The sequence below is a fragment of the Candidatus Lokiarchaeum ossiferum genome (assembly GCA_025839675.1).
GTDB lineage: Archaea > Asgardarchaeota > Lokiarchaeia > Sigyniarchaeales > Promethearchaeaceae > Lokiarchaeum > Lokiarchaeum ossiferum.
Window position 1 is genome coordinate 4,959,079 of the sequence record CP104013.1, and the last position, 26,160, is coordinate 4,985,238.

Consider the following 26,160-nt stretch of genomic DNA (forward strand, 5'->3'; position numbering starts at 1 on the left):
GTGTCCAAAATCAATTAAAATACAATTTTTTTACGCCTGGCGATATATCTGATGATCTCAAAGCCAAGTAAGGCGGGTAGGCAGAGACCAAGGCAAATAAGCCAATCTGTGAAATTCAGAAACATGAAATTACAATTGATTGTAGTTCCAATGTTACTTCCTATTAGTTCTTGAATTCCGGGGCTGTAAATCATGATCACTAAAATCACAATCGAGAGAAGATAGAACGAAAATTCTCGAAGGAATTTAATATCTTTTAATGAATCAATTATGGAATGGTTTATTCTTCGGATTTGCAAAGGCATTATTAGCGATTCTGTAATAAACAAGACTACCAATGCCATTGTACGAGCTTTTATTTTTGGAATTGATGGATTGACTTCTATTTGGGATCCATTATATCCGATTATACTATTGATTCCATCTATTCCAATTTTTTCATTTAAAGTCAAATAATATGCGAGAACTATTCCTAATCCGAGTAATATAATTTGAATGAAAATCAAGCCAAATAATTTTTTTCCAATAATTTCAGCAGAATCTCGTGGTTTTTCGTTCATAATGTCTTTTGAAATCGTACTAAAGGTAAAACCTAGGGATGGAAATGCATGGGCCGTAACATATAGAATGTTCAGTTGCCCATAATCCCACATTTGAAATTCTGGATCGTTAAATAGCAGCGTACTTGAGAATAAAATGATGGCTTCCATTACCGATACAAGAATAAAGAAATAAATTATCATCCGGATCTTCATAAATAATCCTCGACCTTCGCGAATACCCGTAACAATAGTGCTAAAGGAATCATCTGTGATTATCATATCTGCGGCTTCTTTCGCCACTTCGGTACCTTGGATTCCCATGGCTAAACCACAATCTGCCATTGATAGCGCTAGGGCATCATTCACCCCATCTCCGCTCATTGAAACAATCTTGTTCTTTGCTTGATAGCGGCTTACAATGATTTGTTTATGGTCAGGAGATACACGTCCATACACTGTTGTTTTGAGAAAATCAGTGTCAGAAAGAGTTTCTATATCTATCCCTTCTTTAGCTAAGTTTATATTTTCTTGATAAATTCCAAGCTGTTTTCCAATTGCCTTAGCGGTTGAAATATTATCACCCGTAATCATAATTGGAGTGATGCTTGCACTTTTACATTCTTCTATCGCTTGAAATACATCATCGCGAGGAGGATCTAAAATTACCACAAATCCAAGATAAATGAGGTTTTTTTCAAAATTTTCTCTTGCATCTTCCACTTCAAGCATATTATAGGTCGTATCCGAAGGTAAAGTGCGGGATGTTATACTTAAGATCCGATATCCCTCGGAAGCATATTTATTCATGTTGGACATTATGGTTTTATGCATATCTTCAGTCAAATCGATGACTTTCCCATCGATTTGAATTCGAGTGCATAAAGGTAAAATCCATTCTGTGGCTCCTTTGCAATAAAGCGTCATGGTATTATTTTTTTGAAAAACTTTACTCATTCGCTTAATTGCAGAATCAAAATTGAATTCATAAATAAATTGATGATCCTCAATTAGCATATCTACATTTGGGTCATATTTCTTCGCCACAACTTTTAACGCAGCTTCCGTTGGGAGACCAATTATTGACCAGTTAGATCGCGTTATATTTTTCCGCAGCGTTTTAACTTTTTCTTCTTTCAGAATACAATTATTGTTCAAATACCCTGAAAGAATTAAAGATTCTAAATCTTGATTTTTGACGGCAATTTTTTCTGCTTCATTTGTCCCGATAACACCTGCAACATCATATCCATACCCAGATACTGAATATTCTTGAGTAGGGGTCCAGATCTTTTCAACTGTCATTTCATTTTTTGTTAAAGTTCCTGTTTTATCAGAACAGACTACTGAAACTCTCCCCAAACTCTCGGTGCGTGAAATCTCTCTAACAATGACTCCTTTTTGGGCCATTGCCAAAACCCCTGTGAGTAATACGATCGTCGTTAATACTGGGAGGTTTATGGGCATAACTTTCATTCCTAAATCAATTGAATTTACCAAAACCTGATTTACAGTTAATCCTTCGGGCAAACCTCCGTTGGCTGAATAGTAAATGAATTTAAAAATTACTGATGAAATTAACAAGATCAGAACACCAATTCCCAAAACGATGGCGATATGATTCATTTTTTTCCGAAGTGGGATGTCTCCTGTCGAACTTTCTTCCAGTTTGACCGAGATCTTCCCAATCTCTGTGGATGAACCGATTTGCACGACAATTGCTTTGCATTGACCTGCCGATATATAGGTTCCCAAAAACAACATATTTTTCTGCTCTTGTAAAGAAAGTTCTGACCTATCAATTCGATCTCGCGTGGAATTTTTCTTGACGGGATCCGATTCTCCGGTTAAACTCGCTTCATCAACGGACAAATTCATACTTGAAACAATCCGACAATCCGCTGGAACTTTATCTCCTTGATTAAGAACTATAAGATCGCCCTTAACAATTTGATTTGTGGATAAAACTTCTTCTTTCCCGTTTCGAATCACAGTAGCTGTCGCTTCACTTAGTTTCTTTAGGGCTTCCATTTGTTTTTCTGCGCGAAACTGCTGTACAATTGCAACTAATGCATTAGCTCCTAATATTAGAAAAGTTGGTGCCGTTCTGGCTGCAGCTCCTAATATTAACATGAAAACCGCGCTAACTAAATAGATGATAATCAGCAAGTTGATGATCGGGGCAAGAAAAACTTTAAAGAAAGATCTCTTTACCTTCTTTAACTCATTTGGACCATAGATTTCTAAAGATTTATTTGCTTGCTCTGTAGATAATCCAGTCTCAATATTAACCTCCAATTCCTTGATAATGTCTTCAAAAGGTTTTTGATAATAATTATCTAAGGCATTTTCAGTCGGGGGGATTGTTACCGTACTCATTTAATTCTCTCCAAAATATCTGAATTGTCGAATTTCACTTTAGTATAAATAATGATATTAGGAACAATGCTATATAATTATCGTTTTAACACGATCCTTTTCGATAATCAAAATCGTATCAAAAATTAGAGGGAATTTTGGTGAAAATCATTAGTTATAGTCAATTATTTTCTTCTTAATAGCAGAAGAGCTGGTGAGCGGATAATCTGTATAGAATTGCTCCAATCGTCTGACTTGTATATGGCTTGCATTATTTTTTTGGAGCATCTGTTCAAGAGAATCAATGTGAATTCGTTGATTTGGTCCAAGAAGGATGATGTTGGGTTCCAAATCTAGTGCTTTTCGAATAAAATTATTATTTTCATTCCCCAATTGAGCAAAAGTAACATATTTAATTGCTTGAATTACAGCTAATCTTTGTTCCTCGGGAATTGTTGGATTTTTCTTTTTGTATTTCTTGATTGTTGAATCTCGCGCTACAATAACATAGACCTCGCCTAATTTTGCGCCTTCTTTCAATAAAAAGATATGTCCTGGATGAATTATGTCAAAACAACCTGTGATTAGCACTCTCATTATTAATTCTCAACTATTTTTCCTTCAATGTGAAGTCTACTTGAACTATATAATCGCCGATTTCATTTAACCATATTGGGTAGACTTTTTGTTAATCGGTTAATCAACATAAAAATCATGAGGATAATCAGAGAAGATTTAGTAAATCAAAATAAAGAAATATGTTATTTTCATAAGAAAAATCTTGTTAATTATGGTTTTCAATTGTATAAATATAGAATTTTGAAGATTTTGAGTTTAATCCCTATTCTCCTCTGATTACAAAATCATGATAAAATTATTTAAAATTAAAGAACCTTTGGGTTAAAGTAGAAGTGAAATAAAAATATTTTTCAGTAAATCCCAAGATTTCGCTTGAAAAGCTTTATTTCATGCATTATATGTTCCTAATTCTTGAGGAAAAGAATATGCCTTCAGTACAAAAATTTCCCATTGACATGAGCGGGTATAAACCCGTAATTTTGGATTTATCACAACCTGATTTATCAAACGATGAAGTTAATCAACTTGAAAAAAATGTACAATTGGCTCGCGATGCCATCATTTTCTTTACTGCTTATGCTGGAGTAAAGCGGCTGGGTGGTCATACTGGTGGAGCCTATGATATTGTTCCTGAAATGTTAATTGCAGATAGTTTAAAGATAGGAAGAAACAAAATCCATCCTGTTATTTTTGACGAAGCAGGACATCGGGTAGCTGTGCACTATTTACTCGCCGCTTTAAATGGCTTTATGCCTCTTGAAGATTTACTTCACTACCGCCAAGCTTACTGTTGGCTTCCAGGCCATCCTGAAAAAGGATACACTCCAGGGATTGAGTTTAGTTCTGGGAGATTAGGACATATGTGGTCCTTTGTTAACGGCGTTGCTCTGGCTAATCCGACTCAGAAAATACTCATGATGGGCAGCGATGGATCCCAACAAGAAGGTACTAATGCTGAAGCTGCTCGATTTGCAGTCACCAATAACCTTGAAGTGAAATTATTCATCGATGATAATGATATGACCATAGCGGGACATCCTAGCAATTATTTAGCAGGATATAATATTGATAGAACCCTAAAAGGCCATGGGATGTCTTCGGAAGTATGTGAAGATCCAGAAAATATCCGATTGCTCTATCGACATATGGTGCGTTGTATTACTACTAAGGGGCCGGCTGCTGTTGTGTGTAAAAGAAAGATGGCACAAGGCATCCCTGGAATTGAAGATACTTCCAAGGGTCATGATGTTATTCCAGAAGAAGCTGCTATTGCCTATTTGACAAAGCGAGGATATACTAAAGCAGTGGAAATGATTCAAAATGCCGAAAAGGAAAAAGCAATCTTCGATTATTTAGGGTCTACAAAAGAATTTCGTAAACCTCGGGATAAATTCGGAAAAGTAGTGTGTGAGATTCTTGGAAAAATGACCTTAAAAGAACGGTTACATAAAGTTCGTGTAATTGATAATGATTTGCTCGGGTCATGTGGGCTTCATTTTGTAAAAAATGAGTTTCCTGAAGTGTTCATTTCTGGTGGAATTATGGAGCGGAATAATTATACCGTCGCGGCAGGGTTCGGATCCACTCCTGGACGCCAGGGAATAACTGCGACATTTTCGGCCTTTTTAGAGATGCTTCCGTCAGAAATAACCATGGCGCGATATAATGATGCAAATGTTCTCGCTCACTTTTCCCATGCTGGAGTGGATTGGATGGCTGATAACAATTGTCACTTTGGTATTAATAATTTCTTTGCCGACAATGGGATTGCGGAAAAAGATACCACTCGACTTTATTTTCCAGCCGACTATCATCAAATGGGGGCGATTGTAAAAGAAGTGTTTAACGATCCTGGTTTGCGTTTTGTCTTTTCAACACGATCCCCTTCTCCTTTTATCTTGGATGAGAATGGAAATCGATTCTTTGATATAAAGAATGGTTATAAGTTCAAACCTAAAAAAGATGAATTAATCCGAGAAGGGACGGATGGGTATATTGTTGCTTATGGTGAAATGCTTCATCGATGTTTGGATGTTGTTGAATCGCTGAAAAAGGAAGGTAAATACGTGGGATTGATTAATAAACCGACGCTTAATAAAGCTGACAAAGCCATGATGGCGAAAATCGGGGAAGCTCCATTTATTTTGGTGGTTGAAAGCCAAAACTATAAAACAGGCCTTGGGGCTCGGTTCGGGACTTGGTTGCTTGAATCAGGTTATTCTCCTGTTTATCAACATCTTGGGGTTACAAAATTGGGTGTGACTGGTCTTTGGGAACAAATTGACCATCAAGGCTTGGATCCTTACAATATTGCAAAAGTTACCCGAAGATTAGTATTAAATACCAAGAAAGGCAAGGGCAAAGATCTCACCCAATGGTTAAAAAATGAGTAAGGTGGATTTTTCACCGTTTTTTTTTAATAAATTTAAACTTTTTACCTCTTTTTTGTATCCCATTCTCAGCTAAATAATTCAATGTGATTTTGGGTCCAAACTATTAAATTTTTGAGTCCCTTAAGTGCGTCTATTTGAGGTTGCCAGGAAAATGCCTTGGAAACTTTAGAAATATCCGTTACATAATATTTTTGATCGGCCGGACGCCAGATTTGAGATGAAAGCATGATTTTTTTACCCAATTGGTCTTCTATTATATCAATAAGTTCTAGAAGTGAGATGGTATTTTCTTTTCCCCCTCCAACATTGAAAACTTTGTTTGCTTCTTGATCTAAGAACTCTTGAGATTCCGAATTTTCCATTTTTTGAAGGTATGTCATTACCAAATCCACTAAATCGTCAATATATAAAATATCACGAACCTGCTTTCCATTTCCATAAATGGTGATTTCTTTATTTAGGAGCGCTTGGATAACAAAATGAGATACCCACCCTTGTTCCTCAAATCCAAATTGTCTATCTCCATAAATGCATGAAAGACGGAAAACACACGTATCCATATTATAGAGTTTTCCATATTCTTGGACATATAAATCTCCTGTTAATTTTGAAATGCCATAGGGGGTGTGTTTTGTTTGATCTATCGAACTATTTTCGGCGATCCCCATCGTTTTTGGATTACTTGGAAAGTATCGTAAATCTCCTTCAGTCAAAGATACATTATTTGGAGCTGTTCCATACACCTTATTGGTTGAAAAATAAATGAACGTAGTTCTGTTCAAACTTTGACGACAACACTCCAAAATATTAAACAAACCTATTACGTTATTTTGAAAATCAAATTCTGGATTTGAGATGGAATCAATCGCTGAAGTCTGCCCTGCTGCATGGATAACTATGGATGGTTGAATTTCCGCAAAAATTTGCTGAAGAGTCTCCTTGTTACGAATATCTTTCACATAAATTCTAATTGAAGGATATTTTTCTTGAATTAAATTTCGAGTAAAAAATTTGGTCTTCTCTTTGTTATTATTTTGGGGTGAAGTTGGCCGAGATAAATTATCTATAATGGAAACTCGATATCCTTGTTGAATTGCTTCTATAGCTATGTGGGATCCGATAAATCCTAATCCTCCGGTTATTAATATCGATTTTTGATTCATAATACCATCTTTATAATTTGCTTACTTCATCTTTTTGAGATAATCTCAAATTTGAATTTAACTTGATAATATTTATTGAAACGGTTACATCTCCTTCAGTTTTAGCTAAAATATTCCGCGCCATATCCGTTTTTTTCCGTAATCCTGGAACAAGACCATTAGGATAATCAAGTGTAAATAAATATGAATAAATTTCATCCATGTGAGACAATCCCCATAAGGCCTTTGAGAGATTTTCGTTTCTTATACAATTCAATACATAGCGACGTAATTCACCTACAACATCTGCTAATGCAAACGCATAGTCGGTTAATTCGATGCTACACTCTTCTGGTTTTGGAAAACTATCGTTAACTACGAGATTGTACAAAATTACTGCTTCTCCAAATTCCTGTTTCACAATTTGGATATAATCTTTGGAAAATGATGCGGGGGCGTCATCGAGCAATTGTTGCATAACAAGTAAGTTTTTTCTGGCTTTTTCGATTTTTGCAGGGATTGAGGAAATTTCTCCCCGATGTACATTTTTAATAATTTCACTGCACCATCGTACCGTTTGGCGTTGGATAGGTAAGAGTTTTTCACGAATGAGATCCATGGCATCAAGATGCTCTCGTAAATGTACGAATATGGGTTTTAACGGATGATTTTGTTCCATAATTATTCCTCCCTTTCATTTAGCTTCTATGAAAATGAGTATCATTGGTTTAAAAGCGTGCTTCCCAAAAAAATTAATTATCCAAGTATGAAATTTTAAAGACTGCTCCTCCTTCTAGATCCTTAAGAAAATGTTGGTTGCCCCCTCCATATTAGCCGCAGACTTCAGTAAATTAGGCCAAGAAATCCGTGATGTTGATCAAGCCGGTGCCGATTGGATCCATTTAGATGTCATGGATGGACAATTTGTCCAAAATTTGACTTTTGGTGCTCCGATTATCAAAAAAGTGCGTTCTTGCACTTCTAAGATTTTTGATGTCCATTTAATGATTGTGAATCCGGAAAACCTCCTTGATTCGTTTCTGGACGCTGGAGCTGATTTAATCACTGTTCATTATGAAGCCACATCCAAATTGGATGACATTATTTCCCGTGTGAAAGCAGCGGGGAAAAAAATTGGCATATCCCTAAAACCGAATTCTCCTGTCGATGTGTTGGATCCCTATCTTGATCAAATTGATCTAATTCTTATAATGTCCGTCGAACCTGGTTGGGGAGGGCAATCGTTTATGGAATCAATGTTAGACAAAGTGTCCTATCTTTCTTCGCTTAGAAATAAAAATCCCTCAAAATTTCATTTTCAAATTCAGATGGATGGAGGAATAAAAGATTCAAATATTGAAAGGGTTAAAAAAGCCGGTTGTGATGTGGTGGTGGCTGGTTCTTATGTGTTCAAGTGTGAAGATTATTCCATTCCCATCGGTATTTTACATGAAAATTCCTAAATATTAAAAATCAAGTGTAATTTAATCTCAAGTTCCATCTATAAATAGGGATCGATCCAACAAGAATCTTAAAAACATTTTAATAAACATTTTTGTTTTTAATAAATAAAGATCATGAAATCAAAAAGAAGAAATGTTAAAAAACAGATTTACTGGATACTCTTGGTTAGTATCTTTATTGTCAATTTTTTTCCATCCATTTCATGCATTGAGAATTTAAATTATAACTACAGACCTGATGGACACTATCAAACACCTTTCCAGAAAATAATCTTAAATAATTCTATTGATAATTTTACTTATTCTGATGATTGTTTATACTCTTTTTCTCGAGAAAACCCATTAAATCATACCTCTGCATTGATAATAAAGAATGAAGTAACTGATGAAGAAATCATCACCACATCCTACCCTTGGAATTATTCCATTTATGGTGTTGATTATGGAGATCCTGATTCGCATTATTTTGGTTATAGTTCTGATCCCTCAACTTCTATTGGCTGGTATTTTGAAGAACGCTCCAGCTTTAAAACTCACGACATTAACGGTATGCTAGTATTGGGTGTTGAATTTTATTTTTATGTGGTAAATCTCACAAATGGATTAAGATTGTGGTGGTCAGTGGATATTGGAAGGGGAGATGATCAGATTGTCTATTATAATCAAAATTCAACTGATTCATTGGCAAAATTCTTTTTTTATGATAATAATTGCCATGAAATCATCATATTTTCTTTAGAACTTCTTGGTGAAGGTGAGTATCATCCTCCCAAATACTTTGGATGGCAATATACATTTAAAATACGGCTAGAAATACTTTCTTCAATAATGGGGGTAAGTTTAGGGTATTCTATCTTGAACATAATTATTAGGAAGAAAAAAGGAAGCAAACTCGTTATTAATTAATTTTTATAAACAATTAATAATTTAGCCTTTTACAGTACATAAAAATTCTCGAAGGTTGGGTTTTTACCAAAAGGTCAAAAAAAACTAATCCATATCTGATTCTTATTCGAAATTCTGGTCTGCTTCAATCCGCTTTGCATTCTCATAACATTGACGGGCGATTTCCATAAACATTTCTTCCACATTTGTCCCATCCTTGGCTGAAGTTTCAATGTGGGTTGCATTTAATCGACTGGTTAAATCCTCTGCTTCTTCCCGATTAACGCGCCTCTCTTCCTCAGCAATGTCTATCTTATTTCCAATTACGATCAATGGTATATTTCCAGCTGCATTTTGCATGGTGGTGGTCCATCCTGGTAATCTAAGTAATGATTCGGGCATTGTGATGTCATATACTCCAATGGCCCCTTGACTTCCCTTAAAATAAATGTTTCGCATCGTGGAAAATTGCGCTTGGCCGCCAATATCCCAAATCATCAGACGGATATCGTTTCCCTCAATTTCAACATCTTTAATAAGGAAATTCGTTCCGATTGTCTGTTTGAGATCTAAGGAAAAAGAATGTTTAATAAACCTGAGAATTAAACTGGTTTTTCCAACATTTTGGCTTCCGAATAAGGGTATTTTGAACTTGTATTGTTTTCGCTGTGTGCTAATGGTTATCTCCTCATAATTTCTGTTTGTGCTGTAATCATCAATAGTTAGATTTTTTCTATAATATATTTATTTTCTTTAGTAGTATTAAATAATCCATTTTCTAACCCTTCTGTCAATAAAAGCTTTTTTAAAAGAGGATTGAAAATAGTTGGATATTAAATAGTAGTTTAAAAAAGAGCTTATTTTGTTCCCTTCATGTTTCTTCTTTTAGTTCTCATGCAACAAATCAATTTCGATCAATTTAATCTCATCCACATCGCGAATTTGGCGTAATCGTTCCTTGGTCTCGTCAAAATTATCAAAATTCAGCGGATTGAGATAAACCTCATAGATACATTTTCCCCCCTGTTGACAAATCCCAGAAGTGTAAACAAACGGAAGTTGAAGTTCTTGAAAGACTATACTAATTTCCTTCAATGTATCTGGACTTAATTGCCCATTGAAAATAACCGCAATCTTCACTACCCGTTCTTGATCGTAAGGGATAATATCTACCTTAAAATTTTCTTTCCGTTTTTGAAAAACAACAAAATAATTTTTGCGGGTTTCAATAAAAGATTCGAGATCTCGGACTATCTTGATAGGTAGGTGTAAAGATTGCTTCTTGCGAAGATCTTGAAAGGGAACCAATATTCCGTGGGTTTGGGCTTGTCCAATGGCAAAAAACTTAGCCAATATTTCAAATTCCTTGGTGAGGTATTCGAACTCTCCCTTAATTTCTTCCTCGTAATTTAACGGGGGATTATTGATATAGAGGGCTTTATAAATCTCTTTTCGCTTTTCCTTAATGATTTTCACAAATTCTTTGAATTCATGTTCATAGGAATTAAAATTGGGGGATTCTTCTTCAATTATCTTGGTTATCATTACCATCTCTTGCTTTCCCCGCGCCCACGCAGAAGGGATCATGAAGAAATAATTTGCGGTATTAAGTTCGGCAGAAAACGCATGGGTGAAAAAGCCCGGAGTTGCTGCATCCATCAACCGTTTAATCTGGTTAATATCATCCTCTGACACAATATCCGTAATATTTTTTGGGACGCTGTAAAGGATGTCGGGTCCGATGATGGGATTGAAGTAAGTTAAGATGAGCATTTTAGACCGGATTTGAAGTTAGTGATATAATTAAATAAAGAAGCTTTTAAAGCTTTTATTTCTGGAATATTTCCTATTCTTGGTGAAAATGGGATAATACATTATCGACATAAACAATTACTCCCCTTTCTATGAAATAAAAAGACGCAATTTCGATTTTTCCTATCGTTCATGTCTTATTTCAAACTTTTTGTAATTTCCTCCATTATAGGCGAAGGAAACTCTGCTTGATTGTTCCGATATTGGTAATTGGAGTATTGAATCTTTTTTATGAGTAAATTTTTCTTCGCCATTTCAATCGCTTGAGGTTTGGATTTTTTTCCCGACCAAAAATAGATCCGATTCTGTGTTTGATCGACCACTATTGCGATATCATCGTTTAGCAATTGTTCCGTCTGTATCCACCCCTTTTGTTGAAATTTATACACTTTCAGCTTATTTTCTTTCGTTTCCATTTACTTGTTCACATCAAATAACCATTGTTTGTGTTTATGAGTTTTCCTACTTGCTCCATTCTTCGAAATTACTTCAAGTGAATAAAGCGGAAAACCAAAAGTTATTAATTATTTAATGCTTTTCAAAAATATAAATATCTGCGCAATGGGATGCATCGTGAAATTCCGACTCGTTTTTGAAACCACAACTAAGCATGGAAAGAAAGTGCAATTGAAGTTTAAAGTCCCCCCCTCCAAACATTTGGGCTTGATGAATTTTCTAAAGATCGCTATGGAAGGCGATGAGGACATTCAATTTGCTGTTGAAAAAATCTCTGAAGATAAACATGACCTCAGTAAAGCTAAGGGGACTTTCCGCTTAGTGCAAGATGATTCTGACGAATCGATCACCGATTAACCCCTTTCTGGGATTTTTTATGCCTTCTCGTTTCCGCCTCCGTAAAATTTTTGCCCCTGTAGTCAACTTTATGGCCAAAGGCTTTATCAAATTACAAGTCACTCCTAATATTGCCACTCTTTTGATGCTTTTTTGTGCCTGTATGAGTGCTTTGTCTTTGATTTTATGGGAGAGTTTACTATGGTATGGGATTTGGATTTTTATTACTGGGTTGATGGATGGTGTCGATGGGGCTATAGCTCGACTCACTGGTCGAAAGAGCAAATTTGGGGCGTTTTTTGATTCTTCCATGGATCGCTTGTCTGAAGGAATAATTTATTCCGCCTTATTAGTAAAAATGGATTTGCTGTTTGATATTCCTGAAATTTGGAGCGTTCTTTTAATTGGGATGTGTTTATTATTTTCTTTTCTAATTAGCTACACTCGAGCCAGGTTAGAATTAATTGGAAAAAGGGAAAAAATTAACTTTGATTCTAATATTGGTTTAATGGGTCGTTCGGAACGATTGTTTTACTTATTTCTCTCAAGTATGATTGTGGGATTTTTTCATATTGGCCTTCTTATTTTTATAATCACTTATTTCGTTTTAATTTTGACTACCGCCATCTATCGTTTCATAAAATATCAACAATTCATCGAGTCTATTGAAAAAAAGTTATGATATTACTTGACATCCAATTTCAGAGGAGTGTTATTTTCATTCTGCTTTCGTTTCAAAAAATAATTCGATTCCCATCAAAGAGAATAGATCCTTAACATTCTCTCCCGTTTTTGCCGAAGTTTCAATAAATAAGCAATTTAATTCTTTTGCGAGAAGTCTTCCTTCTTCTTCAGTTACTTGTCTTTCTTCAACAAGATCGCATTTATTGCCAACAATCACAATCGGTGCATCATGAACTATGCAACGAATATCTTCTAGCCAATATTTTATCCGTTCTTCAAAAGTGTTTCGTCTTGTTATATCATATAAAATAAACGCGGCTCGTGCTCCAGAATAATATGTTTTTCGTACCCGATGAAAAATTTTTTGTCCTGCAATGTCCCAAATTATGAATTCTACGACTTTATTTTTTAATCCCTGTAAATTATTGGTCCGATTGGATATGGAAAATCCCAATGTTGGTTTATACTCTTTTTGATATCGATTGGTGACAAATTGCTGAATTAAACTCGTTTTTCCTACGGCTTGATCCCCTAAAACACAAAATTTATACACCAATTTTTCATCTTCTGTACATTGAAACGAGATTTTCTCCTCAAAATTCTGAAATTTACTCTTTGAAATTGTATGTGTTTTTTCTCCCACATTTAGATTGGGGATAGAAAGAGCTACTTTTTCTTCAGAATTGTCCATAAGTTGAACTATTTTTTCTGTAATCAAGAAAATGTTTGGCATTTCATCATTTATCTCTGGATCGTGTTCATATACACAGAGTAAAATTGCTTTTGATCCAGCCTCTGTGAATATAAATTTATGATCTTCTGTTTCAAACATTCCTGTACCGAAAGATCCAGGATATTCAAGTGAGATTTGTTTTAGTGTTGATTCTACACTATTCGCAACTGATCCGTAAATATTGTGTTCTGTATTTGTATTTTCCTCGTGTTTTATCTGGTTGAGAATTAAGGTTCCATCACGTTCAAATAAATGGATCTCCAATAATCTATTTGAGGATGTTTTGAAGAAGTTTTGGAAGAGAATAGTTAACTTTTCATTAATTTTTGACATTATCTTTCCCTTTTCTTGATGCATCAACTATTTCTTTTTCAGTTAATAAATGTTTTCTTAACCAATTATCACGACTTGAGTCAATTAAATTTCCGTTTTAACTCAATATTAGGATTCAGAAATTAAAATGATGAGATTTAATAATTTTTGAAACAAATACTGAAAATTACATAAAAATGTTAAAAATTATAAGTGGAAACACTGCCCTCAAAAAGCAAAAACAAAATAAATTGCTATCTATTTTTTTGGATAATAATTGATTTCATAAATATTTTATATCACCACAACAAGAATCTATATAACAACAGAGATAGATCGTAATGCAACAAATTATTTCAACCCAGATTCCCTTAAGTTCTAATGGAATTTTTAACAATCATAAACATTATCCTCCTCTTCATATTATCATTCCTGCATATAATGAATCTCGTTCTATCATCTCAGTAATTAGGCGCATTGAATCATCTTTAATGTTGTATCCCTACCAATTTAGGATCACTGTCATTGATGATGGCAGTTCTGACTCAACATATGAAATATTACAAAATTCCAATTTGAACATCTCATTGAAAAAAAATCATCAAAATCTTGGTAAAGGAAAAACTATGAGAAGGGGAATCTTACAGAGTAAAAAAGAAGAAATTGTTGTTATGATAGACGGAGATGGAGAACACATTCCAGAAGATATTTCTAGATTAATAGATCCCATATTGACAGGAAAAGCAGACTGTGTAATTGGTTCTCGTTTTTTACCAAGAAATTCAAGTATCACTTTATCGGGTTCCTATTTAAAAAACCAAAAGAAACATAGCTATTTCCGTAAAGCAGGAAATAATCTCATTTCCTTCTTAATTTATACGTTTTTTAGAAGATGGATCACCGATTCTCAATGCGGGTTTAGAGCTTTTGCCCCTGATATCGCAAAACTTTATAAACCTACATATTCTGGTTTCGAAATTGAAACAGAAATGACTTTGTTTTATATACTCAACAACTTTAAAATTGTAGAAATACCGATCGATACTGGCTTGAATACTCGAGAATCCCATATGAATATCTTAAAAGATAGTATGAAAATTCTCTTTGTAATCCTGTCTCTGCGATTTAAGAAATTCGATAATGTATATCAAAAAATTCGAACAAAAATATTAAAATGATTCACTTTCTTCGATTATATTTTGAAAGATATCAATTCTCTCAAACCATGTCATTTCTTTTTTCTTTTTCAAAATATTCGATTTAATCTTTTCGTAAATTCCTTCATTTTGCAATAAATAATTAACCGCATAGACTATTTCACAAGAATTTCCGGGTTTAATTAAAACCCCTGTTTTTTCATGAACTATCAATTCTTTAATTCCCCCGACATTACTACCGATAACTGGGATATTAAATCCGAATGCTTCAAGCAACACATTTGGACAGCCATCATATAAAGAAGGAATTATTATCAAATCCGCTTGTCTATAATATTTCACAATTTCTTTACTTGGTAAATAACCTCGACATTTTATCCGAGTAATGTTATTTTCTTTAATATATTTTAATATGGAATGATATAATGGCCCATCTCCGACAATATTGAATGTTAAATCTATATGTTTTTGAGAAATTTCATGGAAAGCATTTATTAAAATTTCACTTCCTTTTAATTCCGTTAGTGACCCTACAAAAAGTATTGATTTTATTCCCTTGCGAGATAAAATAGGGGGATTCTCATCCATTTTTTCAATTCCATTAGGACTATGGGTTGATTTCGTGTTTTCTATATTGTAATATTTGGAAACGACTAAAGATTCGAATTTTGACACCGATATTATTTTTTCAGCCTTTTGAAACAATCTTTTTTCTAAAAAATAAATTAGAAAGTAAAAAAGTTTAAAGTAAAACTGGTAAGGCGAATCTAAAGAATTATTTGAAATTTTAGCAATATAATTGCAGCCTCCATTTTTTATTGAATAGGGTATGTTTTTTGGTGAGTAATATATCGCCGGGGATATTATGAATATATAATCTGGTTTTTCAGTTCTTAAATACTTTGAAATTTTTATTGAATGAACCAGATTTTGAAATAGAGGTACTTTTGGAACTTGCATTCGATAAATTTTCCACTTGGAACCAATTTCAACATAATCCTTTTTAAAAAAGGGGAGTAGTATTTCTCTTACTGGAGAAATATTAAAGGAATGCATACGATCCCCCGTTATAATTGAAATTTCGTGTTTATATTTTAAATTTAAGTATTTAGCTAATCTATAAGCACTTTTTCCTGTACCTTTAGAGTGTGGGGGAAAATCTCCTGATAGAATTACTATTTTTGCCATTATTTTTACTGTATCCTCTTATAGATGATCAATAGTTTTTTGATTACTTCTTTCGAAGAATAATTTAGTTCAATATCATTTCTCGCACTTTCACGCATTTTTTCTGCAAAATTTTGATCATTGATATATTTTTCCATATTATTGGATAAATTTTTCACAGAATCTACTTGAAATACCAATCCATTTCTGTGATTTTTAATTAATTGCATATTTCCTGCAATGTTTGATACTATTACTGGAATTCCAAGGGCCATTGCTTCAAGTAAAGAATTACTTAACCCTTCACTTTCCGAAGGTAATATAAAACAGTCAAAACTTGAATATATTTCATGAGCATTGGTTTGGAATCCTTTAAGTTTTATAACATTCTCCAATTGTTTTGATTTTATATATGAATCAATTTGATTATATAATGTGCCTAATCCATATAATTGGAGTGTAATTTCACAATTTTTCTGTAGAACAATCTCAAACGCTTCAAGCATCAAAAAGATATTCTTGACCTTCTCAAGTCTTCCTACATAACCAAAACGGGTTATTTTTTTCATTTTTTTTATGTATTTAAAGTCGTCCAGATTAATTGCATTTGGAATCAAATGGATTTTTTCGGTAGGAACATTGTAGTTTCTTTGTAAATCTTCTTTTATTCTATTATTCAATGCCTGAAAATGATTGGAATTTTCGATCAAAAATTTTACAAAAATTTTATCTAGAGCTTTAATCAAATGATTTTTAGTTCTTGTATTGATCAATTGATAAATTTCACCACTGATTTTAGTCATTATTTGGGTTTTTACAAACATTTTGAAGAATATACATGGAATTATAGTAATCCCTAAAATATGAGGATTTAAAATTGTGATTTCTTGTTTCTTATTGATGGAAAATAATCTGAAAAAGGTTTGGATAACAAAAAGAATTGAATTGCTTGAAAGCTGATGAATAATGATATTATTGGAATGTGGGATATACTTGGTATATTTTGTGATTAAATCAATCTTGATTTCCTTGTGGTTTGCATAAGTTGGAAGCAAACGTAAAATTTGTTTCTCCGCTCCACCAATTCTTAAATTCTTGCCCAAATTTTCATCCGTATTTGGAATTAATATTACGATATGCATTGCGTGAAACTCCTAGGCATTTCAGATGGAAAAATCTAAATTGGAAATAATGCATTTTCGTTTTCCAGAAGCCAGAGAAGGAATAGATTTAACCTCATTAAAAGATACATTCAGTTGATGATCTAAGTCCTTTTTTATGATTTTTATAATTTTAGTTTTTAGTTTTTTTAATTTTTCTTGGGTGGAATTCTGATTAAATACATAATTTATTTGAATATGATCCAATCTATCTTGTATGACCTGAAAATCTAAAATTGATGTCTGATGGTAGAAAAGGAATGTAAAAAATAAACTATGTGCGAGTTTTCCTGAAGGTGTCGGCATAAAATCTGATTTACGACCGTGTATTGTCTTCAAACGTTTTAAATTTCTTCCACATTTACATTTATGATTTGAAAACTCACCAATATCTTCATTTTGATATCTTATAAATGGAAACGTGTAATTAACTAAGTCTGTGAGAATAATATGCCCAATTTCCGAGTTTTCTTTTTCCTTTTTTATTTCAACATGTCGTATCTCTTCACTAATATGTAAACCATCTTTATATTTGCATTCATGTGCAATACTCGATATCTCTCTACTCCCATAGCTATTAAATACATTCGTTTGGAACATTCTTTCAATAGTGTTTCTCATTTCGGGGTATAAATTTTCTGCGGCAGATTGAATATTAAATTTAAAATGACTGCAATCAAAGTTATTTTTTTCCAAAAATTGAGCAAAAGTATTAAGTGCATTTGCGTAGCCTATTAATATTTTTGGCTGGAACTTGGTAAGTTTATTGTAAAAAGATTGCATTTTATTTTGATCCATACTAAAAGAATTTAAAAAAATCTCTCCAGATACTAATTCGCGAAATCCTTGAAGTTTTCTATCCTTAAAATTCATATAATCTTTATGCGATCCCCAAATATATGCCTTTTTTTCCCATAAGTGCCAATCACACCATTGAAAGTGTCTTAATCGATCAGCAAATGTCCAAGTATGATAATATCTATCTTGAAAAAAATTCAAGGGGTTTCCTGTGGAACCACCTGTGGAATTTTGATATTCAGGAGGATAAGCAATAAATTTGGAGTGCAATTTGTGAGAATTTTTCTGAATTTCGCTTTTTGTTATTATAGGAAGAATTTCTTCAAAAGATTCAATATCTTTAATATTGGAAATTCGAATTTTTAATCGCTCAATAAGTTCTTGATAAAATGGATTATGTTTAGAACAGAAACGCAATAATTTTACTATTTTATCATATTTTAATTCATATATTTCTTGTTCTGAATAATATTGGGTTTGATTTAAAATGTTGAGATATTTCAAATAATTTTGCTTTTTAAAAAGATTATTATTATAGAGGTGCATCATTTTCTTCCTCAAATTGGATTGAATGAGATCGAAGCTTGAATTATTTGAAACCATTTTTGATTATTCTAAATTAAGTTATGGACTTAAAATTTATTAGATGAATTTTATTTCACAATTCAAAAAAAAAAGATACTATCTTAAAATATCCTGGATTGAACCAAATGAGAAATTTCAGATTCATATTACAAGATTACGAGGTTATGTGAATACTATTCAAATATTTTATATTGGGAATTAACCATCCAACTTGGAATTTTTTTTTTTTTAAGTATTTTACAGCCAATAGCAATAAATTTTCTTTAAACAAGCAAAAGAAAGGCTTTAGTAAAAAAGAATTGATAAATATGAAAATATAACTTTCCAATCTTTTGGATTGGATTGCGATCGATGCAAAATAAAATTTATTGGCTAATTTTAAACTATTATTCATTAATAATCTAAAGGCTAAATTATTTAATTGATAAGAGAGAATTTCAGGATATTTGTTATATTGAATATAATTTTTTATTAGAATTTTCAAAATACCCCTCACTTTTTTAAAATAATTTGATGAAATACTTTGATTTTGAATATAATAATTAACTAAATGTTCATTAACGAATTTTATTTTATATTTCTGAATTAATCTTATCCACAAATCCCAATCTTGTGCTGAATCTAAGTTATCATCAAATCCATTTACTTCATGGATATATTTTGTTCTAATCAAGGGGTAACTACAGCTGCCTATAAAATTAGTTTCTAATATTTTTTTTTTGGGGTTTTTTATTTGGGCAGGCAATTTTTTCTCATAAATAATTTGGTTTGATTCGAGTTTTTTGATAAAACCGCAATAAACTATGCCTATTTCAGGAGAATTCATATTGAAAATTTGATATTGCTTCATGAGTTTATTTGGGAAAAATTCATCATCATCATCCAAAAATGCAATATATTTTCCCTTAGCTAGTTTTATTCCTAAATTCCTTGCTGCTGGTGCTCCATGTTTACCTTTTAAACTTTGGAAAATGATGTTTTTTTCTTTAAAAATGCCTAATTCTTCTTGTACACTATAATCTGAATGATCATCTATGACAATTATTTCAGTAGATGGATAATTTTGACGAATTACGCTTTTTATGGCTCGTTTCAATTGTTTAAACCTGTTATGGGTCGGAATTATAACTGATATAAGTGGATATTCCATGAGAATTTCCATTACCCTATTTATTTCTTTATTCAAAATTAATTTTTTTCATTTATTACTTGAACTACTACTTGACATCGTTTTACTATTTATTTTCCCATGAATTGATCCCAAACAATTATTTCATAGAAAACTCATCTTTTAATCCTTTTTTATAATTTTTTAAGTTGAATAAATCCAAAAAGAATGAAATATCATCCCTATTAATAAAATGGCATATTATTAAGCTTATAATAAAAAAAATAAATGATATTAGCGAAGATAATACAAGAAGAATGAGTTGTGACTCAATAACTTCGATTAATAAGTATTTCAGTAGATAACTGATTAAAAATGTCAAGAAAGAAAGAGGTAATATGAAAAATAATTTGTTTTCACCTTCAATACCAAAATATTTTTTAGAAAAATATCGATAAAATGCATAATCAATGATATTGAACGTCAAATTTAAAAAACAATAACCAATTACTCCAAATCCAAGCAAATTTATCCCCCATATGTTTTCCGGAATTATGATCACAATTAGGATTAAAAAACACACACTTCTTATGGAAAGATATCTTGAAATTACTCCTTGTTTCTTCCCTGCATACAAATGCTTATTGTAAGGCCGACTCAAACTGCTGAATAATGGAATAAAAACTAAGATTTGCAAAATTGGGATGGAATCTATATAATTTGGTAAAAAAATTTGGAAAGCGATTTCTGCATTTAATAATGTGAGGATTGCCACCGCACAATAAAAAATCGCAGAATATTTTTCGATTTTCTGTGTCATTTTTTGAATTTCTTTGTATTTATTGTTGACAAACCATTTCGCAAAATAACTCTCGTATATTACACCGATCGATAGTGTCACGGTGGTTAAAGTTACGATTATAAATGATTTGACGAAAAAATAATAAGCAAATTGTTCTGTTCCATAAAAGTGATCAATTATTAAATTTCCAATATTATCATTGAAGATTAGAATTAAAGATGTAAAAATGAGTGGTTTAGTTTCTTTCAACAGCTGGAAAATTCTACTTTTAGAGATTTTCGTTCGAGTTCTTTCTCCTTTAGATATGTAAAGTGTAAAAAATAGATTAATTCCAGCAAATAATAGTGATACCGCACCATATACTATTAATGGGTTCGAAAATTTGTTTAAATTGATCGAGATAATTGTTTTTACTATTGCGTTCAAAAAACCAATTACAAAACTTGGAATTTCGGCTTTATATATTTTCAATTTTGCTCTGAGGTGAGTATTTACAACAATTGAATATTTTGTTATTAATTCAGTTAAAGAAATGAGCAGGAAATATCCTTTATATTGAAAATCAATTAAGAAAATGAAAAATAAGAGAGAAATAAATGATAAAAATATAATGGACAATTTAATAAACATAAAATTTGAATAATAAGATTCAAAATTGGAATCTCCACTATGTTGAATATAAATGGATTCAATTCCAATTGATAAGAACATAGTGAATATTCCAATATAACTCGAAACTTCTCCAGTAACTCCCATTAATTCTAATGACAAGTATTTTGCAAAAAAGTAGGCCGCAAAGATGTTTAGAAACTGAAGTCCTACCTGAAAAATCATTCTAATTATAAATTTATCCTTCATATTATCATCTATTTTTGCAAAGTTTCTCTGAATATTTTCTTTAGTTGATTTCCTATTTTTTTTGGCGTACAATACTGAAGATATGTTTTATATCCTTCATGAGCAATTTTGGTTCTCAATATTGAATTTGTATATAAAGTAAGAATTGAATTTGCAAGTGATTCTGGATCTTCCGCTTTACAGAGTATTGCATTATGTCCGTTTGTGAATAACTCCCGAATTGCTGGGTGATTGGATGATATAATTGCCTTTTCCAATGCTATTGCAGCATAAATCTTATTTGGAATTACAATCTGAGACTTAATAGAATTACCAAAAATACCCAAAATGATATCCGCTCTATTCAATTCATTGATCAATTGAGTTTCTTGCATGAAAGGAATTATTTCTACATTGTTTAAATTATTTTTTAACTTGAATTCAAGCATTTCTCTGAACAGAATCTTTTTTGGATTTCCGCCGATTATTTTAAAATGGATTTCAGTTTGATTTAACAAAATTTTTGCAGCTTGGAATATAATCGGTATTCCTTGTAATGGAATATAGCTACCAAAGAAAGTAACTTGAAAATGTTGAGTTTTTGATTTTGAAATGCTATTTTCTTTTTCATAATCAGAACCAACGAAAACTCTGTGAATTTTTGATTTTGGTACTTGAATTTCTTCTGAAAAATAATTTCCATGGATCTTGGTGTCCGATATTAGTACATCGGCCATATTAAACGATAGGTTTTCAACAAATCGCAAGATATTTCCACGTAGACTATGTTTCGGAAACATATGGTAGTCGTTTACTTTAGTATTATATTGTGATATCAGCGGGTCATAAACAATTTTCTTTCTCTTTACACATTTGAGCAAAAGTGCTATGGGCATTGCTAAAATACTTGCTGGAAATCCAATAAATATGATGTTATATTCTTCATTTAATGCTTTTTTAAGAAGCAGCCATTTTCTTTTGAAACTCCTTACATTGAAAATGTTACAATGAATTACTTCGATTGAGTTTGCTTGTAATCCTTTCAAAATTATTCTATTTCTTGAATAATTTTGATGATAGGAACCAAAAAATAGTGCTTTCACTCCCTCACATCCATATTATTTCGCTTATTCTCAATTTTCTGATACCAGAAATAAATTACTCCTAATATTATTGCAGACAATAAATAGAAAGGGAGGGCATGAATATCATCATAAAATGGATTTCGTTCATTAGTTTCATTTTCATTGAAAACGATTTCTTCCATTTCTCCTTGAATTACTTCAATATTTCGTATAATTATAAACGGATCCCCAAGATCGAGCGTTGTTTTTATATTTCCTAAGTATATACGGTTTCTTAATTCAGACGATGTCTCATAAAAACTGTTTCGCCAATTTATGAATTGCATTTTTTTTGCATTAATTTCAGGTTCTCTTATGTAACAATAAGATTGGTCTGAATTAATTTGTATACTTTCAATACTTGTAAACAAATGAGTTTTATTTTGATTCTCGAAAGAAATTACAGAATCCAATGCATTCTGGAAATTAATGCCAATTTGAGTAAAGAAACTTTCAATATAATAGCTAATTCCGGTAGACAAATTCATTTCTGTCCCCAAAATTGTAAAATTTGATGATCTTAAATCTAAATTCGACAAATTTGAAAAGGATTCTGAAGTTTTATTATTATATTGTATTATAATCTCATCAAAAATCATATCTTGCGGAAATAAAATGACATCCGTTTGTATTTCAGGATCATCAATTATAATTTGATCTGCCATTCCAATATACTGGTCATTCCAATCATTATTTGTCATCTTCGTTAAATTAACCATTTGAAACAGTTCTTCATAAAAATTATATTCTTCATAAAATGATTCATTTAATTTATCAAAAGCTTGTAAAAATGGAACTAAATTCAAATATGATATTGTTCCTAAGCCTAAATCTTTTTCAATCATATATGGAGATATTTCATTATTTCCTGCTTTAAAATTCCATATTTTTGTTAAATTTTCTAGTGTCAATAATTTTTTTTGTGGAACTGAGATTTCAGTTGGTAGATTTATCGAAATACTTTGATTATTTTCTATAATATTTGAGCTAATGGTGGAATTTTCATTTGAGAATAAGAAATCGGAAAAATAACCGTCTTCTTGAGTATTTAATACTATTAGATCTCCTCCGTTGTTAACAAAATCCATGAATCGTGACATTTCGCCAAAATTTGTAATATTTGGTTCGAGTTCTAAGGGATCAGTTGGAAGGATTATTGTTTTTTTATCATAAATTTGTGAATCAGAACTCAAATATGCTGAGTAGTTGATGAACGAAAGCGATAGGAAAAGATATCCAAGATATTGATCTGAAAAGTTTCCAACCTCATTCGAAGGTAAGATGAGCGCATTTTCACTTCTAATTAAAGGAAAAGATGGTTTGGTTGAATTAAAGATCTCAATTTCTGCATTTTGAAATAAAATTTGTTGAGAATTAATATAATCAAGAAGAAAACTGCTCGAGCGATTTGCCAATGATATGCTTTCATTTGAAGAAAGAAAGATGTAGGGATGTTCAACTTCTGTTGACTTAAATAAATAACGCAGATCCATATCTGGTGTTGTGGCATTGTATAATTTATCATTATATTGATACATATTTGCATACCCTGCCGAATACACTGTTCTTTGTGATTTTCTCTCCAAAGTAACTACCCAAGAATTAACATCCGTATTCCCGATTTTAATTAGATTATCCACAGCTTCCAATTCGTTATCAGTAAGCTGATATTCTGATTGAAAACGATCTAAAGTCTCGTTTTCAATGTTGAATACTGCCATTAATGAATTTGATGTTATGATCATTCCTAAAAATAAAGTTGAAATGAAAGTCTTCTTATTTATTTTCCAACTACTTTTCAATTGAATATCTTTTAGGAAATCTATAATTGCATATGGTGCAATTAGACATAATCCAAGAAAAATGAATAGTAAAAACCGATTTTCATAATACCCCGTAGAAAAGATAAAAACATTAATGAAAGATACGAATCGACCAAATAAAAATGCGTAAAGAACGAATATGAATATAATGATCATTTCTGCTTTCATTTTTCCTTCTTTGTACAAAAATAACATTCCTAATAACCCAAATAAACCCGTAAATCCCAGTTTAAATGAATATGTAAATAATGGTAGGATGGAATTTGAATTAAGTAAGTAGGCGTTAAACCAATAAGCATACATTCCTGCCGTAATCATACCAACAACATAGAGTGTAGTTATGATTTTTAACATTTTGATAAATTTTTCATCCCATCCCGGTAATTCTAGAGTATTTTGAATTTTATCTTCATATTTTCTTAACCATTTTCTTGAAACAAATTCAGTTATGACCAAAAATAAAATTAAACCAAGTATTATTAAGAGTACCTTATTATCTATAAGATAGTCAAAGAAACTTGATGAAATGAGTGAATAGATCATATAAATTGGTGTAAGAAAACCGAGAGAGATTATTATTGTATGATTAATTTTTGTGGTTTTTAATTTTGGTATGATATTTAAAATACCTAAAAACCCACAAAATAGAATTCCTTCCGCGATATGAGTAAGAAAAATGCCAACAAACAATAGAGCAACTATCAAATGGTTACAAAATGCTTGAATTTTTGAGATTTGTTTATTCTGAGTCTCGTCTTTGATGGATTTCAATATTATGGAAAATAGAAACAAAAGCATGTTAAAGGCCATAATGGAAGGCACATTCCACAATCCATATAGAGAATTTATTGAGAAATAGGTAACCGCATTTGTCACACCGTATAGAAAGGTTTGCGATATCGAAGGAATTAAAACTTTTAAAATTATTACAAAAAAAAACCCTATTCCTCCACTATTATTGCTGAAAAATAACCATGTTGCAAACATTGGTATTCTATAATCCAATTTTGAGAATAAAACCGATGCAAATTGATAAAAAGATAAAATAAGGGTTAAATTTGAAAAAATGAGGATAGTGTTGATTTTTAAATAAGTGGAATTTGAAATGAAAATAAAAGCCGACTCATATAAATTTGCAAGGAGATAAGGCATCCGATATTCCGAAGGTTTTTTTCCCAAAATGACACTCCAACCGAAATGTCGAGAAATATCAGCTGAAACACTTCGGGCGATGTTTGGATATAAGACAATATAAATAGATATAAAAAAACCAATAATCAGTAATAAACCGGTTAATTCTGCAACTTTCAATTCTATTTTTGAATTGGGATCATTTATGGACTCTGCTTTTTTTTGATTTGAAAATTCAACATAAGTCGAAAATATACTACAAAGCAACAGAAGTAAAATAAAAATAATTGTTCTTAATGAAAAATCCATCCAAATTAACGATAGCCACATAAGACCAGATAAGATATAACTAACAAAGAGTAATATCAAGAATGATTGAATTCTCGTAAATTTTGCATGCTTTTTAATTAGTTGAAGAATTAAATTTCCGGGAATAACTGATATTGCAAGATAGGATAATATTCCAGATATGACGGTTGGATATACTTTAAAAATGTGAAATGAAAGAAGAATACTTGGGATGGATATTATAAGGAAATACTTGATAAATTGAAGATATCTATTTGAAACCCTCTTAAAATGGTATGTTCGATTTAGAAAAGACGAGGGATCCAAATAAAAATGAAAGAATACAATAAAACAAGTTTGAAAAATTATATAAATATACTTTAGAGGAGATCCGACCAGCCAGACCATTATAAGTGAAAAGAAGCCACAAAGGATGAAAATGATTGAAAATTTGTTCTTTGAAATCTTTGACAATTTCTTGATTCCTC

At 31.7% G+C, this 26,160-nt stretch carries 21 protein-coding genes; 6 read left to right on the forward strand and 15 right to left on the reverse strand.

The genetic code is table 11. From position 1 onward, the window contains the following. Positions 1 to 14: 14 nt before the first annotated feature. Both NEF87_RS21280 and NEF87_RS21285 read right to left on the reverse strand, forming a co-directional pair. Complete coding sequence (locus NEF87_RS21280) at positions 15 to 2,918, reverse strand: cation-translocating P-type ATPase (protein WP_457917404.1); 2,904 nt, start codon at positions 2,916 to 2,918, stop codon at positions 15 to 17. A gap of 150 nt (positions 2,919 to 3,068) precedes the next feature. Next, positions 3,069 to 3,494, reverse strand: coding sequence for an adenylyltransferase/cytidyltransferase family protein (locus tag NEF87_RS21285; protein ID WP_457917405.1), 426 nt, complete (start codon positions 3,492 to 3,494; stop codon positions 3,069 to 3,071). Positions 3,495 to 3,901: 407 nt separating this feature from the next. Between NEF87_RS21285 and NEF87_RS21290 the strand changes: the two genes are divergently transcribed. Continuing rightward, positions 3,902 to 5,869, forward strand: coding sequence for a transketolase C-terminal domain-containing protein (locus tag NEF87_RS21290; RefSeq protein WP_457917406.1), 1,968 nt, complete (start codon positions 3,902 to 3,904; stop codon positions 5,867 to 5,869). Between the two features lie 65 nt (positions 5,870 to 5,934). On the opposite strand, the gene NEF87_RS21295 is transcribed toward NEF87_RS21290, so the two are convergent. Further along, entirely contained in the window at positions 5,935 to 7,032 is a 1,098-nt protein-coding gene (locus NEF87_RS21295) for an NAD-dependent epimerase/dehydratase family protein (RefSeq protein ID WP_457917407.1), read from the reverse strand. 10 nt (positions 7,033 to 7,042) lie between these two features. Next, positions 7,043 to 7,690 carry a hypothetical protein gene (locus NEF87_RS21300; protein ID WP_457917408.1) on the reverse strand — a complete coding sequence of 216 codons (648 nt, stop codon included), beginning with the start codon at positions 7,688 to 7,690 and terminating at the stop codon, positions 7,043 to 7,045. 130 nt (positions 7,691 to 7,820) lie between these two features. On the opposite strand from NEF87_RS21300, the gene rpe reads away from it, so the two are divergent. Further along, entirely contained in the window at positions 7,821 to 8,474 is a 654-nt protein-coding gene (gene rpe / locus NEF87_RS21305) for a ribulose-phosphate 3-epimerase (RefSeq protein ID WP_457917409.1), read from the forward strand. A gap of 114 nt (positions 8,475 to 8,588) precedes the next feature. Beyond that, a complete protein-coding gene (locus NEF87_RS21310; RefSeq protein WP_457917410.1) occupies positions 8,589 to 9,380 on the forward strand; it encodes a hypothetical protein in 792 nt (263 codons plus the stop codon). Between the two features lie 102 nt (positions 9,381 to 9,482). Here NEF87_RS21310 and NEF87_RS21315 read toward each other — a convergent pair whose 3' ends face one another. From NEF87_RS21315 to NEF87_RS21325, 3 genes are all read right to left on the reverse strand, one after another. Beyond that, positions 9,483 to 10,103 (reverse strand): Rab family GTPase, encoded by a 621-nt coding sequence (locus tag NEF87_RS21315; protein WP_457920142.1) that lies wholly within the window; start codon positions 10,101 to 10,103, stop codon positions 9,483 to 9,485. Positions 10,104 to 10,244: 141 nt separating this feature from the next. Continuing rightward, a complete protein-coding gene (locus NEF87_RS21320; protein WP_371803542.1) occupies positions 10,245 to 11,132 on the reverse strand; it encodes a hypothetical protein in 888 nt (295 codons plus the stop codon). Positions 11,133 to 11,308: 176 nt separating this feature from the next. Continuing rightward, positions 11,309 to 11,587: a hypothetical protein gene (locus NEF87_RS21325; protein WP_457917411.1), complete on the reverse strand. Its 279-nt coding sequence runs from the start codon at positions 11,585 to 11,587 to the stop codon at positions 11,309 to 11,311. Between the two features lie 157 nt (positions 11,588 to 11,744). Between NEF87_RS21325 and NEF87_RS21330 the strand changes: the two genes are divergently transcribed. Together NEF87_RS21330 and NEF87_RS21335 are read left to right on the forward strand one after the other, a co-directional pair. Beyond that, positions 11,745 to 11,984 (forward strand): hypothetical protein, encoded by a 240-nt coding sequence (locus NEF87_RS21330; protein ID WP_457917412.1) that lies wholly within the window; start codon positions 11,745 to 11,747, stop codon positions 11,982 to 11,984. Between the two features lie 19 nt (positions 11,985 to 12,003). Then, a complete protein-coding gene (locus tag NEF87_RS21335; protein ID WP_457917413.1) occupies positions 12,004 to 12,645 on the forward strand; it encodes a CDP-alcohol phosphatidyltransferase family protein in 642 nt (213 codons plus the stop codon). A gap of 36 nt (positions 12,646 to 12,681) precedes the next feature. On the opposite strand, the gene NEF87_RS21340 is transcribed toward NEF87_RS21335, so the two are convergent. Further along, the gene (locus NEF87_RS21340; RefSeq protein WP_457917414.1) at positions 12,682 to 13,713 is read right to left on the reverse strand and encodes a Rab family GTPase; all 1,032 of its coding nucleotides are present in this window, start codon (positions 13,711 to 13,713) and stop codon (positions 12,682 to 12,684) included. A gap of 320 nt (positions 13,714 to 14,033) precedes the next feature. Between NEF87_RS21340 and NEF87_RS21345 the strand changes: the two genes are divergently transcribed. Next, complete coding sequence (locus tag NEF87_RS21345) at positions 14,034 to 14,870, forward strand: glycosyltransferase family 2 protein (protein ID WP_457917415.1); 837 nt, start codon at positions 14,034 to 14,036, stop codon at positions 14,868 to 14,870. Here the strand turns inward: NEF87_RS21345 and NEF87_RS21350 are convergent. From NEF87_RS21350 to NEF87_RS21380, 7 genes are all read right to left on the reverse strand, one after another. Continuing rightward, positions 14,862 to 16,037 carry a glycosyltransferase family 4 protein gene (locus tag NEF87_RS21350; RefSeq protein WP_457917416.1) on the reverse strand — a complete coding sequence of 392 codons (1,176 nt, stop codon included), beginning with the start codon at positions 16,035 to 16,037 and terminating at the stop codon, positions 14,862 to 14,864. The genes NEF87_RS21345 and NEF87_RS21350 overlap by 9 nt on opposite strands. 5 nt (positions 16,038 to 16,042) lie before the next feature. Then, the gene (locus tag NEF87_RS21355; RefSeq protein WP_457917417.1) at positions 16,043 to 17,158 is read right to left on the reverse strand and encodes a glycosyltransferase; all 1,116 of its coding nucleotides are present in this window, start codon (positions 17,156 to 17,158) and stop codon (positions 16,043 to 16,045) included. A gap of 21 nt (positions 17,159 to 17,179) precedes the next feature. Then, entirely contained in the window at positions 17,180 to 18,577 is a 1,398-nt protein-coding gene (locus NEF87_RS21360; protein ID WP_457917418.1) for a phenylacetate--CoA ligase family protein, read from the reverse strand. Positions 18,578 to 18,713: 136 nt separating this feature from the next. Continuing rightward, complete coding sequence (locus NEF87_RS21365) at positions 18,714 to 19,721, reverse strand: glycosyltransferase family 2 protein (RefSeq protein WP_457917419.1); 1,008 nt, start codon at positions 19,719 to 19,721, stop codon at positions 18,714 to 18,716. A 106-nt stretch (positions 19,722 to 19,827) separates the two neighbouring features. After that, positions 19,828 to 21,327: a lipopolysaccharide biosynthesis protein gene (locus tag NEF87_RS21370; RefSeq protein WP_457917420.1), complete on the reverse strand. Its 1,500-nt coding sequence runs from the start codon at positions 21,325 to 21,327 to the stop codon at positions 19,828 to 19,830. Between the two features lie 8 nt (positions 21,328 to 21,335). Continuing rightward, positions 21,336 to 22,409: a glycosyltransferase gene (locus tag NEF87_RS21375; protein WP_457917421.1), complete on the reverse strand. Its 1,074-nt coding sequence runs from the start codon at positions 22,407 to 22,409 to the stop codon at positions 21,336 to 21,338. Continuing rightward, positions 22,406 to 25,999 carry a hypothetical protein gene (locus NEF87_RS21380; protein WP_457917422.1) on the reverse strand — a complete coding sequence of 1,198 codons (3,594 nt, stop codon included), beginning with the start codon at positions 25,997 to 25,999 and terminating at the stop codon, positions 22,406 to 22,408. Before NEF87_RS21380 ends, NEF87_RS21375 begins: the two co-directional genes overlap by 4 nt. Between the last annotated feature and the right edge of the window lie 161 nt (positions 26,000 to 26,160).

What these genes read in the sequence shown, in the direction of transcription:
- NEF87_RS21290 (WP_457917406.1), top strand. Translation starts at nt 3,902, where the DNA reads ATGCCTTCAGTACAAAAATTTCCCATTGACATGAGCGGGTATAAACCC.
- NEF87_RS21335 (WP_457917413.1), top strand. Translation starts at nt 12,004, where the DNA reads ATGCCTTCTCGTTTCCGCCTCCGTAAAATTTTTGCCCCTGTAGTCAAC.
- NEF87_RS21285 (WP_457917405.1), bottom strand. Translation starts at nt 3,494, where the DNA reads ATGAGAGTGCTAATCACAGGTTGTTTTGACATAATTCATCCAGGACAT.
- NEF87_RS21340 (WP_457917414.1), bottom strand. Translation starts at nt 13,713, where the DNA reads ATGTCAAAAATTAATGAAAAGTTAACTATTCTCTTCCAAAACTTCTTC.
- NEF87_RS21280 (WP_457917404.1), bottom strand. Translation starts at nt 2,918, where the DNA reads ATGAGTACGGTAACAATCCCCCCGACTGAAAATGCCTTAGATAATTAT.
- NEF87_RS21360 (WP_457917418.1), bottom strand. Translation starts at nt 18,577, where the DNA reads ATGGTTTCAAATAATTCAAGCTTCGATCTCATTCAATCCAATTTGAGG.
- NEF87_RS21295 (WP_457917407.1), bottom strand. Translation starts at nt 7,032, where the DNA reads ATGAATCAAAAATCGATATTAATAACCGGAGGATTAGGATTTATCGGA.
- NEF87_RS21345 (WP_457917415.1), top strand. Translation starts at nt 14,034, where the DNA reads ATGCAACAAATTATTTCAACCCAGATTCCCTTAAGTTCTAATGGAATT.
- rpe (WP_457917409.1), top strand. Translation starts at nt 7,821, where the DNA reads ATGTTGGTTGCCCCCTCCATATTAGCCGCAGACTTCAGTAAATTAGGC.
- NEF87_RS21300 (WP_457917408.1), bottom strand. Translation starts at nt 7,690, where the DNA reads ATGGAACAAAATCATCCGTTAAAACCCATATTCGTACATTTACGAGAG.
- NEF87_RS21310 (WP_457917410.1), top strand. Translation starts at nt 8,589, where the DNA reads ATGAAATCAAAAAGAAGAAATGTTAAAAAACAGATTTACTGGATACTC.
- NEF87_RS21355 (WP_457917417.1), bottom strand. Translation starts at nt 17,158, where the DNA reads ATGCATATCGTAATATTAATTCCAAATACGGATGAAAATTTGGGCAAG.
- NEF87_RS21370 (WP_457917420.1), bottom strand. Translation starts at nt 21,327, where the DNA reads ATGAAGGATAAATTTATAATTAGAATGATTTTTCAGGTAGGACTTCAG.
- NEF87_RS21365 (WP_457917419.1), bottom strand. Translation starts at nt 19,721, where the DNA reads ATGGAAATTCTCATGGAATATCCACTTATATCAGTTATAATTCCGACC.
- NEF87_RS21325 (WP_457917411.1), bottom strand. Translation starts at nt 11,587, where the DNA reads ATGGAAACGAAAGAAAATAAGCTGAAAGTGTATAAATTTCAACAAAAG.
- NEF87_RS21320 (WP_371803542.1), bottom strand. Translation starts at nt 11,132, where the DNA reads ATGCTCATCTTAACTTACTTCAATCCCATCATCGGACCCGACATCCTT.
- NEF87_RS21350 (WP_457917416.1), bottom strand. Translation starts at nt 16,037, where the DNA reads ATGGCAAAAATAGTAATTCTATCAGGAGATTTTCCCCCACACTCTAAA.